Origin of the sequence: Paraburkholderia sp. SG-MS1, from assembly GCF_012275575.1 — a bacterium.
In the GTDB taxonomy this organism is placed as follows: Bacteria; Pseudomonadota; Gammaproteobacteria; order Burkholderiales; family Burkholderiaceae; genus Paraburkholderia.
Genome location: NZ_NPIH01000081.1, coordinates 23464 through 39700, shown reverse-complemented (window position 1 = coordinate 39700; position 16237 = coordinate 23464). Strand labels below are relative to the sequence as shown.

General features: G+C 65.4%; 12 protein-coding genes. 6 read left to right on the top strand and 6 right to left on the bottom strand.

Going from position 1 to position 16237, the window contains the following annotated elements; all coding sequences use genetic code 11:
* On the bottom strand, window positions 1-185 hold a 185-nt coding region (locus CIC12_RS05445; protein ID WP_174771926.1), incomplete at its 3' end, for an FAD binding domain-containing protein.
* A 13-nt stretch (window positions 186-198) separates the two neighbouring features.
* Entirely contained in the window at window positions 199-921 is a 723-nt protein-coding gene (locus CIC12_RS05440; RefSeq protein WP_168662885.1) for a 2Fe-2S iron-sulfur cluster-binding protein, read from the bottom strand.
* 203 nt (window positions 922-1124) lie between these two features.
* On the opposite strand from CIC12_RS05440, the gene CIC12_RS05435 reads away from it, so the two are divergent.
* The 3 genes from CIC12_RS05435 to CIC12_RS05425 all read left to right on the top strand — a co-directional run bounded on the left by CIC12_RS05435 (window position 1125) and on the right by CIC12_RS05425 (window position 4485).
* Entirely contained in the window at window positions 1125-3206 is a 2082-nt protein-coding gene (locus CIC12_RS05435) for a D-(-)-3-hydroxybutyrate oligomer hydrolase (RefSeq protein ID WP_238812381.1), read from the top strand.
* 208 nt (window positions 3207-3414) lie between these two features.
* A complete protein-coding gene (locus CIC12_RS05430) occupies window positions 3415-3642 on the top strand; it encodes a hypothetical protein (RefSeq protein WP_168662882.1) in 228 nt (75 codons plus the stop codon).
* 30 nt (window positions 3643-3672) lie between these two features.
* Window positions 3673-4485, top strand: coding sequence for an exodeoxyribonuclease III (locus CIC12_RS05425; RefSeq protein WP_168662880.1), 813 nt, complete (start codon window positions 3673-3675; stop codon window positions 4483-4485).
* 199 nt (window positions 4486-4684) lie between these two features.
* On the opposite strand, the gene CIC12_RS05420 is transcribed toward CIC12_RS05425, so the two are convergent.
* The 3 genes from CIC12_RS05420 to CIC12_RS05410 form a co-directional block, all read right to left on the bottom strand.
* On the bottom strand, window positions 4685-4960 hold the full coding sequence (locus CIC12_RS05420; protein WP_168662878.1) for a CsbD family protein: 276 nt from the start codon (window positions 4958-4960) through the stop codon (window positions 4685-4687).
* A gap of 171 nt (window positions 4961-5131) precedes the next feature.
* Window positions 5132-5815 carry a Pr6Pr family membrane protein gene (locus CIC12_RS05415; RefSeq protein WP_168662876.1) on the bottom strand — a complete coding sequence of 228 codons (684 nt, stop codon included), beginning with the start codon at window positions 5813-5815 and terminating at the stop codon, window positions 5132-5134.
* Window positions 5816-5944: 129 nt separating this feature from the next.
* Window positions 5945-8032 carry a putative bifunctional diguanylate cyclase/phosphodiesterase gene (locus CIC12_RS05410; RefSeq protein ID WP_168662874.1) on the bottom strand — a complete coding sequence of 696 codons (2088 nt, stop codon included), beginning with the start codon at window positions 8030-8032 and terminating at the stop codon, window positions 5945-5947.
* A 445-nt stretch (window positions 8033-8477) separates the two neighbouring features.
* Here CIC12_RS05410 and CIC12_RS05405 point away from each other — a divergent pair, with 445 nt between their 5' ends.
* The 3 genes from CIC12_RS05405 (at window position 8478) to CIC12_RS05395 (ending at window position 15169) form a co-directional block, all read left to right on the top strand.
* On the top strand, window positions 8478-10727 hold the full coding sequence (locus tag CIC12_RS05405) for a two-partner secretion domain-containing protein (protein ID WP_168662872.1): 2250 nt from the start codon (window positions 8478-8480) through the stop codon (window positions 10725-10727).
* 73 nt (window positions 10728-10800) lie between these two features.
* Entirely contained in the window at window positions 10801-12531 is a 1731-nt protein-coding gene (locus tag CIC12_RS05400) for a ShlB/FhaC/HecB family hemolysin secretion/activation protein (protein ID WP_168662889.1), read from the top strand.
* A gap of 241 nt (window positions 12532-12772) precedes the next feature.
* Window positions 12773-15169 (top strand): two-partner secretion domain-containing protein, encoded by a 2397-nt coding sequence (locus CIC12_RS05395; protein ID WP_168662870.1) that lies wholly within the window; start codon window positions 12773-12775, stop codon window positions 15167-15169.
* A 75-nt stretch (window positions 15170-15244) separates the two neighbouring features.
* On the opposite strand, the gene motB is transcribed toward CIC12_RS05395, so the two are convergent.
* Entirely contained in the window at window positions 15245-16237 is a 993-nt protein-coding gene (gene motB / locus CIC12_RS05390; protein ID WP_168662868.1) for a flagellar motor protein MotB, read from the bottom strand.

The window sequence follows — 16237 nt, the reverse complement described above, 5'->3', positions numbered from 1 at the left end:
AGCGTCGTTACCGTGTCGAGTCCGCTGATATGCGTGATGTCGATGAGCCGCATCGGCCTCGCCACACCGCCCTTCATCAGATCGAGCAGATTCGTGCCGCCGCCGATGAAGACCGCGCCCGGTTGCTGAACCGCGCGCACTGCGCTGGCGACGTCGCCGGCGCGTTCGTAAGAGATCGCATCCATGCTGGTCGCTCCGTCAGGCGTTGCCGGGTTGGGGGGCGCCGGTCGAGCCGCCGCCTTCATGCACTGCACGCACTGCGGCCACGATGTTCGCGTAGGCGCCGCAGCGGCAGATGTTGCCGCTCATCCGTTCGCGGATTTCTTCCTCGGACAGTTGGGCGGGACGGCCGCGAACGTCGGCGGTCACGGTGCTCGCCGTGCCGTTGCGAAATTCGTTCAGCAGCGCCGTCGCGGAACACAACTGCCCCGGTGTACAGTAGCCGCACTGGAACGCATCGTGTTCGATGAACGCGCGCTGCATCGGACTCAATGCGCCGTTGGCCGCGAGTCCTTCCACGGTGGTAATGTTTTCGCCTTCGTGCATCACGGCGAGCGTCAGACACGAATTGATGCGGCGGCCCTCGACGAGCACCGTGCAGGCGCCGCACTGACCCCTGTCACAGCCTTTTTTCGTGCCCATCAGGTCTGCGTATTCGCGCAGCGCGTCGAGCAGGGTGACGCGCGGTTCGAGTTGCAGCGTATAGGCGCGGCCGTTCACGGTCAGCGTGACCGGGCGCGGCGGCACGGCCTGGTTGAGTTGAGCCGGCGGCGCGGCCGGCGTTTGGGTTTGTGCGCGCAGATGCGGCGCCGCGCCGACCGTCGCCGCAGCGGCGGCCGACTGCAGAAAACGGCGGCGTGCGGGTTGCTGTGGGGTGGCGTCTGAAGCGCCTGAATCCTGACATTCGTTATGCGTGGACATGACGTTCTGTTGACTCCGTTGAAAGGTCAATGCAGGCTAGCGATGCATCGGTATCCGAAGCGTCGCGTTCCAACGAAGTTGACGCAGCAACTTCGGTGCCGTTGCAACTACAACGGTATTAGAAAATAACGGAGACAGCAAAGATGACTTCAACGATTAGAGTCTGGCCGGCTTCGCGTCATGCTTCACGCGTTGCATCGCCTATGCGTACCCTGGCTGTCGTGATGATGGCGGCAATCGCGCTGACTGCCTGCCATAGCGACGATGACGATACCGCTCCACCTTCACCGCCAGCCAACGTGTTGCCCGGTTTCATCAAAAGCGCGGTGACCACCCAGTCCTATGACGGCAACACCGACGATCTGCTTACTGCGGGTCTGGGTAAGAGCGGCCTCGCGCTGGCCACCGCGCCGGCCATGGCGAACTCCGCGCAACCCATGGCCGCCGAGTTGCGGCGTGTGGCGATCTGGTCGAACTATCGCGCGCTCGTCGACATGAGCGCGAACGGCGGCTATGGACGCTTCTGGGGACCCAATGTCGACCTGAACGGCAACGATACGCTGGGCGAAGGCAAGATCGCGGGCAAGGAGTACCTCGCCTTCGCCGACGACGGCAGCGGCGCGCAGAACGTCAGCATGCTGGTGCAGATTCCGGCGAGCTTCAATCCGGATCAGCCGTGCATCGTCACGGCAACCTCGTCGGGTTCGCGCGGCGTGTACGGCGCGATTTCCGCGGCCGGCGAGTGGGGCCTCAAGCGCGGCTGCGCGGTCGCATACACCGACAAGGGCAGCGGCAACGGCGCGCACGAACTGTCGACCGATCGCGTCACCTTGATCGACGGCACGTTGCAGGATGCGTCGGCCGCCGGCAAAGCGAGTCTCTTCACCGCGAACCTGAGCGGCAATGCGCTCGCGTCGTTCAACACGCAGTTCCCGAATCGCTACGCGTTCAAGCACGCGCACTCGCAGCAGAATCCGGAGCAGGACTGGGGCAAGAATACCTTGCAGGCGATCCAGTTCGCATATTGGGCGCTCAACGATTCGTACGGCGCGCTGAACGGCTCGACCCGCACGGTGCGTTATGCGAGCGGCAGCATCACGACGATCGCGGCGTCGGTGAGCAATGGCGGCGGCGCGGCGCTCGCGGCGGCGGAGCAGGACACGTCCGGCTTGATCACGGCGGTGGTGGTCGGCGAGCCGCAGATCAATTTGCGGGTTGGCACGCAAGTGTCGGTGGCGCAGGGCGGCGTGCCGGTCGGCGCGGTCGGCAAGCCGCTTGCCGACTACATGACGCTCGCCAACCTGTTGCAGCCGTGCGCCGCGCTCGCGCCCGCCGCCGCCGGCGCGCCGTATCTGACCACGTTGCCGGCCACGACCACCACGGCGATCCGCACCGCACGCTGTGCATCGCTCGCGGTCGCTGGGATCATCGCGGGGACGGATGTGACGACCCAAGCGGTGAACGCGCTCGCGCTGCTGCATCAGAACGGCTACGAGACCGACTCGGATCTGCTGCACGCGCCGATGTGGGATTCGCAAGCCGTGCCCGCCGTCGCCGTGACCTATGCGAATGCGTACGCGCGCGCCAGTGTCGCAGACAACCTCTGCAACTTCAGCTTCGGCACGACCAGCGCGGCCGGGGCTGCGGGTGTCACGCCGGCGGTCTCGCCCATGCTCACGGTGTTCGGCAACGGCAACGGCGTGCCGCCGACCAATGGCATCAATCTCGTCTATAACGCGGGCGCATCCGGCGCGGCCGATCATCGACTGGCGACCGCCGATGCGAGCTACGCGGGAGCCGCGTGTCTGCGTGCTCTGTGGACCAGCGGCGCGCTGACCGGCAGTGTCGACGCCGTTCGCGTGAATGCGAATCTGCACGGCAAGCCGACGATCATCGTGCAGGGCCGCGCGGACGCGCTGGTGCCGATCAATCACGCGTCGCGGCCGTACGTGGGGATGAACCAGTTGATCGAGGGCGGCGCGAGCAAGCTGTCGTTCTACGAAGTGACGAACGCTCAGCACTTCGACGCGTTTCTCAGCGTGGCCGGTTTCGATTCGCGCTTCGTGCCGCTGCACTACTACAACCTGCAGGCGCTCAATCTCATGTGGAGTCATCTGAAGAGCGGCACGGCGTTGCCGCCCTCGCAGGTCATTCACACGGTACCGCGTGGTGGCGTGGCGGGTGCGGCGCCCCCACTGAGCGCGGCGAATTTGCCCGCGATTGCGGTGAGCCCGGGAAGCAATGCGATCACGGCGGCGGGCGGAGCGGTGAACGTGCCGAATTGAGGGGTGCCTGTTCCCGGTGCGATGGCGTTGCGCGCGGCTTCGCTTATTGCATCCGGCCAGGTACAGCCGATGCTACCGGTGAACAGATGGAGTTCATTCACAGCGATGGGACCAGAGTAAGCGCTAAAGCGCTAACTCTGGTCGACCGCACGGGTGCATGGGACCAGAGTAAGCGCTAAAGCGCTAACTCTGGTCGACAGGAGCGTTTATGCAGTTCGACTACAGGCATTTCCATATCGATTGCCGCGCACGCCATGCGGAAGACGGCGCCTACTACGCGAGAGCGAAAATTACGCGTGTGCCGCAAAAAAACGAGCACGTGCAGTCGCATGATTCCGGCGACATCGATTCCTTCGCCAGCGAAGCCGATGCCATTGCATGCGCGAGGTCATGGGCGATCGAATGGTGCGACGTCGCGGCAGAACGGAGCGCGTGACAGGAAGGACCGGCCCAGGGAGAACCCGCCGTGGCGAAACTTCGAATTGCGACGTTCAACATCAACGGTATCCGTTCGCGATTGCCTGCACTGCTGCAATGGCTGGAGCGTGAAGCCCCGGACATCGTGTGTCTGCAGGAACTCAAGGCGGTCGACAGCGCGTTTCCCGTCGAGCAATTGCGCGACGCGGGCTACGGTGCGATCTGGCAAGGACAGAGCGCATGGAACGGCGTGGCGATTCTGTCGAAGGGCGATGCGCCGCTCGAGCACCGCCGCGGCCTGCCCGGCTTCGAGGACGACACCCACAGCCGTTATCTGGAGGCGGCGGCTGGCGGCGTACTGGTGGCTTGCCTCTATCTGCCGAACGGCAATCCGCAACCGGGCCCCAAGTTCGACTACAAGCTCGCGTGGTTCGATCACTTCATCACGCATGCAGCGAAGCTGTTCAAGAGCGGCCATCCGGTGGTGCTGGCGGGCGACTTCAACGTCGTGCCCACAGACGAGGACATCTACAACCCCCGTTCATGGCTAAAGGACGCGCTGTTGCAACCGGAAAGCCGCGAACGTTATCGGCGGCTGCTCGCGCAAGGCTGGACCGACGCGCTACGCACACACTTCGGCGACGAGCGGGTCTACACGTTCTGGGATTATTTTCGCCGCCATTGGGATACCAACTCGGGCTTGCGAATCGACCACCTGTTGTTGAGCGCGGATCTTGCCCCGCGCTTGCGCGATGCGGGCGTCGACCGCTGGGTGCGCGGCGAACCGCACGCAAGCGATCACGCACCGACCTGGGTGGAACTGGACATGGGTAGCGGTCGCAAGAAGAAGGGCGGGGCGTGACGGGGGGCAAGTAGTTCAGAGGCCACACGGACCCACGCACCCAGCCACGCGACAACGCTCGCGACCATCGCGCGCGACGCCGCGCAAGCGACTCATCGATACGCTTCAAAGGGGGCGATTCAAAGCAACGCGCCCACACGGATCAGGCGATCTCCTTACAGGGAGATCGCCGACCCGCCAGTCCGGCCGTACTTATCGACTACCGGCGATAGTCGCGATTCCCCGCGCCATGCGACCAGATCGCACCGGCAACAAAGCCCGCGAGCGCGACCACCGCAATGGTGGTAAAGGGGCTTTCGGCCGTCGTGTCGCGCACCAGACTCGTCGTGCTCGCGCAAAGTTGCTGCGCCTTGCCGCTGAGTTCCTTCGCCTTGCCGGCCAGTTCCGTACTGGTATCGCCGATCACGTCGCCGACCGCGCCCTGAACCTTACCCGCCACTTCCTTGACTGCGCCTTCCGCTGAATTGGTGTCCATACGAATGTGCTCCCGTTGTCATATTTACGTGCGAACGCGCTGCAATTGCAACGCCGTCACACACAAGGGTCGCGTAGGCCGCCCCGCGCCGGAGGCAGCTTACGTCCAGCAAACAGCGCGCAAAAAGCGCGCCCGCACCGCAACTGAATTGGGGGCAGCGGAAATGAGGCGTCAGCGGCGCCGCCGGGAATTGATGCCGACGAACACCGCCATCAACATCAGAAAGCCGCCGAACAGCAGCGCGGCGTTGACCATCACATGCCTGATGCCGAGTTCGTCGACGTCGATGAACGGGTAGGGATAGAAGTCCGAGAGACTGCCGCGCCAGAACGTGACGCCCAGATACGTGAGCGGATAGATCAGCCACAACAGACAGTGGCGCCACCGTAAATGAAAACGCGGCACGAACAGCACCCAGTAGAGCGCGGTGAGCATCGGCAGCACACTGTGCAGCGATTCGGTGAGCAGCCGTCTGAGCGGGGCGGGCGACCACCAGCCGCGCAACAGCAGGTTATATGCAATCCCGACGAAAACCATGTACACGACCACCGCCGTCACGACGGTGGGCTGCCGGAAAAAGCGCGCGAGCGGCGAGCGATGCTGGCGCAACGCCACGCAGGTGAAGCAGATCGCGCACGCGAGCACCGTCAGATTGGTGAGGTAGCTGCTCATGCGGGCGAGGCCGTCGAACACGGTCAGCCCGCGGGCGAGCGTGCGGTCGATCGTGACATTGGCTTGCGCGACGAGGGCGATCCAGCTGATCGCGGCGATCACCGCGGCCAACGTCACCGACGAAACGCTGGGCGTATGCAGCGGAAGCTCGGGCTCCCGCTGCTGATGAGGGGCAGGGCGCATGCGTGCGATTTTATACACGCTTTGCAGCGGTGTTGGAAAACCGACCCGGCGCGGCCGCATCGCCCGAAGCCATTCTAGAAATACCGGGTGGAAATTGACGGTGTGCTGCGTGCTCAGGCGCCGCGCATCTCATACCGCTGGCGCAGCGCAGGCATTGCCGGCGGCCACGATCCGGTCCGCCGAACCACGCAGGAATGTCAGAAACTCCGAGGCCGGCAGCGGCCGGCTCAACAGGAAGCCCTGCACCTGATCGCAGGCCAGTTCGCTGAGCGCGTGAAATTGCGACTCCGTCTCGACACCTTCCGCGACGACCTCGATGCGCAACGCGCGCGCGAGCGCCACGACAGCCGACAGCAACGCGCCGCCGCGCTCGCCGCCAGCGTCAAGGTCGCGCATGAACGAGCCGTCGATCTTGATCTGGTCGAACCTGAAGCGCTGCAGATAGCCGAGGCTCGAATAGCCGGTGCCAAAATCGTCGACAGCGACGGTGTAGCCGTGCGACTGTAACGTTTCGATCATGCGGCTCGCCTTCTCGACGTTCTGCATGGCTGCTGTTTCCGTGATCTCGAACATCAGGCGGCACGGATCGACGCCGGCCGCGCGAAGCAGCGCATCGATGCGCGCCACCAGGTCCGGCACGTTGAACTGGATCGGCGAAAGATTCACCGCGACGGAAATCGCAGGCAGCCCTTGCGCGTCCCATAGCACGATATTGCGGCAAACCTCACGCAGCACCCAGTCGCCAATGTCGACGATCAGGCCGGAGCGCTCCGCGAGCGGGATGAATTCGAGCGGAGCAATCTCGCCGAGTTCGGGATGGTGCCAGCGGATCAGCGCTTCGACACCCGTCACCGATTGTGATGGGACGCGGAACTTCGGCTGGAACGACACGCTGAGTTCACCGTCGCTCAACGCGCGGTGCAGGTCGCGTTGCAGGATCAGCGACTTGAGCGCGGTCTGGTTCATGTGCGGCTCGAACACGCAGAACGTGTTGCGCCCGCTTTGTTTGGCGGCGTACATCGCGGCGTCCGCGCAATGCAGCAGTTCGTCGGTATTGCCGCCGTCGCGAGGATGGAAGGCGATGCCGATGCTCGCGCTCACGCGCAGCGGCAAGCCGTCGACGACGATCTCCTCGCTCAAGCGCCGCAGCACGCCAGCGGCGGTGGCCTCGGCGGAGGACGCCTCGGCCACGATCACGAATTCGTCCCCGCCGAGCCGCGCGACCATGTCTGTCCGACGCAGGTCCTGGCGCAAACGCTCGGCACACACCTGCAACAGGTCGTCGCCGACGCCGTGGCCGAGCGAGTCGTTGATTGCCTTGAAGCCGTCGAGGTCGATGAACAGCACGGCGAACGATGCTTCACCGCGTGCGCATTCGGCGACCGCCCGTGCGATGCGCAGCGAAAGTTGCTGGCGGTTCGGCAGATTGGTCAGCGCGTCGTGCGTCCCGAGATAGTGTAGTTGCCGGTTCGCGCGCTTCAGCGACACGAACAGGCTGCCCGTGTGGAAGCCGAGCAAGGCGAGCGTGCCGACCAGCACGATGAACGACGTCGCGCTGACGATCAGTGCGAGCCATTTTGCGTCGAGCTTATCGCCGGACAGGCAAAGGCTGCCGGCGGAGAAGTTGGCCGCGCTCATGCCGAAGTAGTGCATGCCGGTGATCGCGAGCGCCATGATGAAGGCCGCGCCGAGCCGCTTGATCACGCGGTTCTGCACGCCCGCCGCGCTCAGCGTGAACGCGAGCCAGAGCGCGACGATCGACGCGGCAATGGCCACGGCCACCGAAAGCACAACTCGCCACGGCATGTATTCGATGGGCGGCGACATCTGCATCGCCTGCATGCCGGCGAAGTGCATGGCGGCCACGCCGACGCCCATGATCGTCCCGGCGGCGCAAAGACGCCGCAGCGACAGCGCGCCACGGCTCGCGGTGGCCAGCGCGATCAGCGACACGCCGATTGCGAGAACCAGCGACGCGGCGGTGATGGCGAGGTCGTAGCCGATCTCCACCGGCAGCGTGAAGGCGAGCATGCCGATGAAGTGCATCGACCAGATGCCGAGGCCCATCGACAGAGCGCCGCCGCCGAGCCAGAGCGGCCGCCGTTTGGCGCTCGCGAGCGCATTCAGGCCGGCGGACAGCTCTACGGCCGTATAGGACGCGAGAAATGCCACCACCAGCGACAGCCAGACCAGCAGCGGGTTATAGATACCAGTCATCGGCCCTCTCTCTTGTTTCGTAGCAGTCTCTTGCGACTGCTTTTCTTGCCGCGCGCCGGATCGGCGCGGGCGGCATGCTCTCTCTCTCCTGCTATCGACAATCTTGCGGACAACTTTATGCTTGCAGCGATATGAAAGACTGTATCGACATCGGCTCTGCCCGTGCCGCGCTGCGTCCCGCGAATCACGACGCCCTTGATCGCAGACCGGCCGCGGGCTTTCCCGAAGGGTCCGGCAAGGAGGCCGATGCCTGTCCTATTGTGCAGATGTTTAGGCCGAAAACGTCGTTGCTGGATCCGCACCACTGGCTGCGATGGCCCCCTTCGTCGTAGATAATCCGGTGGACGTGCAGCCGGTTGGATTGACGCGAGCGGGAAGCTGAAAACCCGCCCTTTGCACGTCCAGCGCGGCAAGCGACACGATCCACAGGCGACAAGGAGACGTGATGAACCATGTTCCGCCGGTATCAGATGCTGGACCTGTATGTCGCCGCAACGCGCTCACCGCGTTGCTCCCCGTTGCCGCCGCCGTCCTGTGCTGCGTCACCCCGCAGCCTGCGCGAGCCGCGGGCGTGCTGCCGGCCGGCGGCCACTTCGCCGGTGGAACCGGATCGATCGGCGGCAGCGGCGCCACCTTGACGATCAACCAGACCTCCAGCCGCGGCGTGATCAACTGGGACAGCTTTTCGATCGGCGGCAAAAACCATGTCGTATTCGCGAACGCCGGGGGCGCCACGCTCAATCGCGTGACGGGCGGCTCGCCGTCAGCGATTCTCGGCACGCTCACCGCAAGCGGCAGCGTCTACCTGATCAATCCGCAAGGCGTCCTTGTCGGACCGAAGGGCGTGATCTCCACCAACGGACGCTTTGTCGCCTCGACGCTTGACGTGGACGGCGCCGCCTTCATGAACGGCGGACCGCTGACATTCTCGGGATACGCCGATGCGGGCATTGTCAATCTCGGCAAGATCGCGTCCGGCGGCGGCGACGTCTTTCTCATCGCGCGCAGCGCGGTGATCAACAGCGGCACCGTCAGCGCGCCGAACGGCACGGCAGAACTGGCCGTCGCGCAGCAGGTGTTGCTGCAGGATTCTTCGTCGGGCAAGCAGGTGTTCGTGCAGGCGGGCACGGGCGGCACGCTGCAGAACAACGGCGTGATTCGGGCCGCTCAGGTCAACCTGCAAGCGATGGACGGCAACATCTACGCGCTCGCCGGCAATCACGAAGTCATTCGTGCGACCGGCACAACCACGCGCGACGGCCACGTCTGGCTGGTTGCCGGCCATGGCGAGGTACGGCCCGGCGGCGCGATCGAGGCGGCCGGCGGCACGGTCGACATGAGTGCGGACACCGTCACCTTCCCCGCTGGCGGCGCATGGGTGAAGGCCACGCAATGGAACCTGTCGACAGCGGGCTTCACGGTCGACGAGAGCGCGGCACGCGCCCTTTCCACGAGCCTCGGCAGAGGTACGTCAGTCGAGGTGCAAACGACGGGCACGAACGGCAACAGCGGCGAACTCAACGTGAATTCGGGGATCACCTGGCAAGGCGGCGCGTCGCTGACGCTTGCCGCGTATCGCACGCTGACGGTCGGCCCGGGCGCGACCATCGGCAATCGGGGCAGCGGCAACCTGACTTTGCGAGCGGATGCGGCGAGCCTCGATAACGGCGGCGCAGTCGTCAACCACGGCGTCATCGACTGGTCGCGCAGCACCGGGATCGTCGATGCGCTCTCCGACATGAACGGCACCTACGGCGCGGGTACGTTGCTTGCCAACGCCGCGTGGACCAGCGCGCCGGGCAGCGGCCAGATCACGCAGATCACCGCGTACAAGCTCATCAACAACGTCGCCGACCTCGAAAACATGGCGCAGGATCCCGCGGGCAACTACGCGCTCGGCAAGGACGTCGATGCGGCGGGCGTCGCGCTCACGCCGATCGGCAACCACACGACGCCGTTCACGGGCCAGTTCGACGGAATGTGGCATAGCGTGCTCAACGCCAACGTGCGGATCGCCGATTTCAGTCGCGACTACTCGGCGGGGTTGTTCGGTGTGGTCGGACCGGCGGGCGTGCTGCGCGACGTGGGCGTGGAGAACGGATCGGTCGGCACGAGCTTTCTCGGCAGCGGCATCCTGGCCGGCCTGAACCAGGGCTTGATCACAGCCGCGCATACCACGGGCGTGGCCTCGGAACCGACCCAGGAAGGCACCACGTTCGGCGGCCTCGTGGGGCGCAACGAGAACACAATCGAGCGCTCGTGGAGCAGTGCTTCCGTATCGGGCTCCAACGCGAACGGCGGGCTTGCAGGCTACAACCTGGGATCGATCACGCAGTCGTATGCGACGGGAAGCGTCAGTCCGACCTATTCGACCGGATTCGGCGGCGGGCTGGTTGGCATCAACGATGGGACGATCAGCCAGTCGTTCGCCACCGGCGCGGTTCAGACACGCCTGATGCCGACGCACGGTGTGATCGCCTTCGGCTCCGGCACGCTCGCGCCAGACGTGTACTGGAACAAGGAAACGACGGGCCAGGCCCTGAGCGGCGGAACGCTGCCGCCGTCGAACGGGCTCACCACCGCGCAGATGAGCGCCCCTGCCAGCTTCGCCGGTTACGACATGGGTCCGAACGGCGTATGGGCGATGCCGATCGGCGCGACCCACCCCGTGCTGCGCTGGCAGCTTGCGCACTAGCCGGTTCGGGCCGTCCGGCGCCGGACCGGCGCGCGTCTCGCGACGCGCGCTCGGGCCTTTGCATCTCACGCTGATGGCGCTAGGCGTCGCGGCCGCCGTTCGGTGCTCGCCGGCGTCGGCGCAGGCGTGGCGGGATCTCGCGCCGCAGCCGGCCCCGCCGACGCCGCGCAGCGCGCCGCCCCCGCAGACTCCGGAAGCCGGCGCGCAGTCCGCGCAGATCGCCGTTGCCAGGCTCGAAGGACTGGTCTTCGAGCCTGCTGGAACCAATGCGGCAGCGGGGTCGCCTGCGCCCGCGTCTGCGCCGCAGCGCATCGCGGCCATCGATCTGCCGGTCCTCGACGCCTCATTTCTCGAGACCTTCGACGTGGACCTCGACAGGCCGCTGAGCTTCGCCCGTCTTGCCGAGATCCGCCGCGCGGTTGTCGAGCACTATCGCGCGGCGGGTAAACCGCTCGTGGATGTCTACGTGCCCGAGCAGGACGTGAGCTCGGGCATCGTGCATATCGCGGTCGCCGAATTCCGGCTGGGCCAGGTTCGCGCTCGCGGCAACCGCTACTTTTCCGATGCGCTGCTCGAGCGCGAAATGCCGCTCGAACCCGGCGGGGCGATCCTGCAATCGGCCGTGTCGGCAGGGCTTGCCGTGCTCAACGCGAACCCGTACCGGCGCGTGGACGCGATCTTTACACCCGGCGATGCGGCGAACTCGACCGATGTCATCCTGCAGACCGAAGATCGCCTGCCGCTGCGCGTGAACGCGGGTTACGACAATGCCGGCGTGCCCGAACTCGGCCGCGACCGCTTCTTCGCGGGCGTCGGGTATGGCAACCTGTTCGGACTCGATCAGCAGATCGCCTATCAATTCACCGCCAGCAACGATTTCTTCAGCGGCAATCCGGATATCGAAGGGCGGCCGAACCGCGCGCGCTTCATGGCGCATGCGCTGAACTACGTCGCACCACTGCCGTGGGGCGACAGCATCGAACTGTTCGGGGTCTATGCGCAAAGCACGCCGCGACTGCCCGACAGTTATGGACAGACCGGCATCTCCGCGCAGATGAGCGCGCGCTACGATTGGCGTTTGCCTGGCACGATTGATATGGCGCAGCAGATCCAGTTCGGCTACGACTTCAAGCGCAGCAACAACGATCTGGAATTCGGCGGCTTTCAGGTGTTCAACTCGAACACCCACATCCATCAGTTCCTGGTGACTTACGACATCAGCAAGCCGACCGATGCGGGCAGCGCGCACGCATCGGCGACGCTCGTCGGCAGTCCGGGCGGACTGGCAAGCGAGAACGACGACGCCGCGTTCAACGCTGCGCGGCAAGGCGCAACCGCGCGCTACATGTATCTGCAACTGGCGGCGCTGCGCACGTTCGCGCTCGGCGCCGGTTTTACGTTGAGCGCAAGCGGCGCGTTCCAGTGGACGCCGAACACCCTGTTGTCCAGCGAGGAAATGGGCCTCGGCGGAGAGTCCAGCGTGCGCGGGTACACGCCGTACGTCGCGCTCGGCGATCGCGGCTGGAACGTACAGACCGAATTGCGCGCGCCCGGACTGCCGTTCGGCACGAGCAGCGCGATCGTTCAGGCTTTCGTTTTCTTCGATGCCGGGCACGTGTGGAATCGCATCGATCAGCGTGCGGAAACCAGTAGCGGCACGCTCTCCAGCGTCGGCGCGGGCCTGCGCTTCCAGTGGTCGCGGTTCGTCGACTTTCGCTGCACGTACGGCGTGCCGCTGCGCGCGCCGACGCCGGGTGGATCGAAAGCGCCCATGGTGCTGCTGTATGTCTCGATCGGCAGCTGATTTGCGAGGTGGCGCGTGCCGCGTGCCTGCGATCCGCCCATAGGTTGCGGCCTTCGCTCACTCGCGGCGCAGTCGCACATGTCCTACAAAAAGGCGCGAATCCATGAGGTTTTCACCGCCGACGTCGCGGCCGTTGCGACGGCGCCTGCTATTCTGATTCTCTGCACGCCGCGATTCACGCGACCCCGGTCGGCCTTGCGGGTCGTGGCGACTGTTCCGCCCTCACGCGGAAGGAGGGTCTATGAGACCTCCGTTTGCCATTCGGCCGATGCGGCGCATCGCGCTTCTCATCACTATTGCGCTTGCCGGATTGCCCTTCGCGCAGCGTGCGTTCGCCGCTGGCGTCCTGCCGCAAGGCGGCCATTTTGTCGCTGGAGCCGGGACGTTGACCGGCAACGGCACCGTCTTGCTCGTCACGCAACCCGGCTCGACTCGCGCAGTGATCGACTGGAACAGCTTCTCGATCGGCAAGGGCAGCACCGTCATGTTCGACAATGGCTCCGGCGCGACGCTCAATCGTGTGACGGCCGGCTCGCCTTCGGCGATTCTCGGCCGCCTGAATGCGACAGGCAGCGTGTATCTGATCAATCCGCAAGGGATCGTCGTGGGGCCGTCGGGCGTCATCAGCACAGGCGGACGGTTCGTCGCGACCACGCTCGATCTGCGCAACGACGCTTTCGCGAATGGCGGTGATGCTTTGACGCTGTCGGGCAAGTCGAATGCGAGCGTGATCAACCTGGGCAGAATCAGCTCCAGCGGCGGCGATGTGTTCCTGATCGCGCGACGCACAGTCGTCAATGCCGGCAGCGTCAGAGCGCCCAACGGCACGGTGGAGATGGCCGCAGGCGAACAGGTGCTGCTGCAGGATTGCGCGAGCAGCATGCAGGTGTTCGTGGAAACGGGCAGTCAGGGCGACGTCGTCAATCAGGGGCGTATCAAAGCCGCGCAGATCAGCCTGCAAGCCGCCGATGGGAACGTCTACGCGCTCGCGGGCCGCGGCACCCGCATTCGCGCGAGCGGCACCGCTAGTCGCGACGGTCACGTCTGGCTCGTCGCGGACGGCGGTCTGGTCGGGCAGTCCGGCACAATCGCGGCAACCAACGCAGACGGCGGAGGCGGAACGGTCGAGACGGACGCGGCGAAGCTCGCGTTCGGCAAACAGGCGGCGATCAAGGCGGGGAATTGGCATCTCTCAACCCCGGCTTTCACGATCGATGACGCCGCCGCGCGTTCGTTGCAGCGCAGCCTGAACGCGGGCACCTCGGTCGACGTCACCACGACGGGCGCCGACGGCGCGAGCGGCGACGTGAACGTCGGCGCTGATATGCGCTGGCACGGTCCGGCTTCCCTCACGCTCGCGGCCTACCGCCATGTCTCCATCGCAACCGGCGCGACGATCGCGAACCAGGGCGCGGGCAACCTGAGCTTGCGCGCGGACGCTTCGGGCATCGACAACGGCGCGGGCATCGCCAACCACGGCGTCATCGACTGGTCGGCCAGCACGGGTGCCGTTGGCGCCTTTTACGACATGAACGGCGCCTACACCGCCGGCACGCAAATGAAAAATGCGGCGTGGACACCGCCTGCATACAGCGGGCTCATGACGCAAATCACCGCCTACAAGCTCGTCAATTCGATGACCGACCTGAAGAACGTCGCCAGCGATCTCGCCGGAAACTACGCGCTCGGGAGGAACATCGACGCTGGATCGACGAGCGACGGCTCGTATGTTCCGATCGGCAACGCCGGGACGCCGTTTTCCGGCCAGTTCGACGGGCAGGGAAAATCAATCAGTTCGCTGACGCTAGAACCATGGCTGCCCATTGACCCGAACGACCCGCAGTTGATGGGCCTGTTCGGCGTGATCGGCAACGCAGCGGTGGTGCGCAACCTGAGCGTGAACGGCAGCGGAAGACTGGGCGCCAACGTGTACGGTTACGTAGGGATGCTGGCGGGCATGAACGAGGGGACGGTCGTGCGCGTCGACACATCGGGCAACCTGGCGAGCAGCGATTCTTCGAGCATCGATTTCACGATCACCGGTGGACTCGTCGGCGGCAACTCCGGCACCGTGCTGCGCTCGTCGAGCAGCGTCACGGCCACCACGGGCGGCACGCTGGGAGGCCTTGCCGGCGCAAATTCCGGCGCGATTGTCCAGTCGTACGCCAGCGGGGCGATGTTGTCGTCGGGTTATGTCAATGCAGGCGCGGGCGGCCTCGTCGGCTACAACAGCGGGTCGATCAGCCAATCGTATGCCACGGGTCCGACGACGCTCCTTGGCCACTGCCGCGGCGCCATTGGCACGCCGTGCGGCGGCGCGGCGCTGGTCGTCACCAACCTCGGGGCGATCAGCCAGTCGTTCGCGACGGGCGCGGTCACGCAGCCGTTCTACGAGCCGATCGGGATCGCGCGCAGCAACTCAGGCTCGATCGCGAACGACGTGTACTGGAACAAGGACACGACGAGCGCGGCCGTGGGCGTCGTCTACGGCACGGGAGTTCCGGCTGCGAACGGGCTCTCCAGCGCTCAGATGGCGACGCCGTCGTCGTTCGTGTCGTATGGCTTCAACTCGACCGGCGTATGGGCGATGCCGGTGGGAGCGACGCATCCTGTTTTGCGCTGGCAGCTTGCGCAGTGAACCACCGGCGCCTCATGCCTCGACGAAGGACATCAAGCGACACTGCGCTGCCGACGCTTGCGCCATCTTGAGATCCTAAGGCGTGCCGCGCGAGCCGCTCACCGGCCGCAAGCGTCCGATCACCTCGGGAACGGCAGCACTCGCCGGCGAGGTTTCGTCGATCGTGGTTCGCCCTCCATCGTGGAAGAACGCCAGTTCCGCGGCCTTGTTCAACACGAGAATACTGATGCGCCGATTGGTCGGCTCATCGGCGACATGGCTGTTGAGCGGCAATACGTCGGCGAGCCCGCGCACCTGCAGCAGCTTCTCGCCATGCATGCCGCCCGCCACCAGCGCGCGGCGCGCGGCGTTCGCGCGTTCGGACGACAACTCCCAGTTCGAATAGCCTTCCGGCCCCGCCGTGTACGGTACCGCGTCCGTGTGGCCCGCAATCGAAATACGGTTGTCGACGTCGTTCAGCGCGGCGCCGATCTGCGTGAGGATCGTCACAGCGTAGGGCTGCAGCTTCGGACTGCCGGAGGCGAACATCGGCCGGTTGTGTGAATCGACGATCTCGATGCGCAGCCCTTCGTTCGTGATCGAAATGCGGATCTGATCCTTGAATGCTTTCAACGCAGGGCTCTGCTCGATCAACGCGGTGAGCTTTGCCTTCAACTGCTGCAAGCGCGCCGCATCGGCGGGCGGCGTCGCGCTCGGCGTAGCGGCGGACGGTTGGGTTGGCTCGGTCTGACTCTTTCTGCCCTCGGCGGGGCGCGTGTCGGCAATGTCGCGGCCGCCGCCTTGCACCACGCTCGGCCGCGCCGCAGCCGTGCCCTCGTTGCCGCCGAGCAGGCTCGACAGCGGTGTGTTGAAGTAGTCCTCGATGCCCTGCTTGTCGTACTTCGACGTGGAGCCGAGCAACCACATCAGCAGGAAGAACGCCATCATCGCGGTGACGAAATCGGCGTACGCGATCTTCCATGCGCCGCCGTGATGCGCGCCATGATCGTCGGCCTTTTTCGAGCGGCGCACGATTACCGGGGCCGGCGTCTCGGCTTGCTGCGACGCGCGCGATCTTCTTTCGCTCAT

Bases quoted from the DNA above. Each gene is read 5' to 3' on its own strand.
- CIC12_RS05440 (WP_168662885.1), bottom strand. From the start codon at position 921: ATGTCCACGCATAACGAATGTCAGGATTCAGGCGCTTCAGACGCCACC.
- CIC12_RS05435 (WP_238812381.1), top strand. From the start codon at position 1,125: ATGCGTACCCTGGCTGTCGTGATGATGGCGGCAATCGCGCTGACTGCC.
- CIC12_RS05430 (WP_168662882.1), top strand. From the start codon at position 3,415: ATGCAGTTCGACTACAGGCATTTCCATATCGATTGCCGCGCACGCCAT.
- CIC12_RS05420 (WP_168662878.1), bottom strand. From the start codon at position 4,960: ATGGACACCAATTCAGCGGAAGGCGCAGTCAAGGAAGTGGCGGGTAAG.
- CIC12_RS05415 (WP_168662876.1), bottom strand. From the start codon at position 5,815: ATGCGCCCTGCCCCTCATCAGCAGCGGGAGCCCGAGCTTCCGCTGCAT.
- CIC12_RS05410 (WP_168662874.1), bottom strand. From the start codon at position 8,032: ATGACTGGTATCTATAACCCGCTGCTGGTCTGGCTGTCGCTGGTGGTG.
- CIC12_RS05405 (WP_168662872.1), top strand. From the start codon at position 8,478: ATGAACCATGTTCCGCCGGTATCAGATGCTGGACCTGTATGTCGCCGC.
- CIC12_RS05400 (WP_168662889.1), top strand. From the start codon at position 10,801: ATGGCGCTAGGCGTCGCGGCCGCCGTTCGGTGCTCGCCGGCGTCGGCG.
- CIC12_RS05395 (WP_168662870.1), top strand. From the start codon at position 12,773: ATGAGACCTCCGTTTGCCATTCGGCCGATGCGGCGCATCGCGCTTCTC.
- motB (WP_168662868.1), bottom strand. From the start codon at position 16,237: ATGAGCGAAAGAAGATCGCGCGCGTCGCAGCAAGCCGAGACGCCGGCC.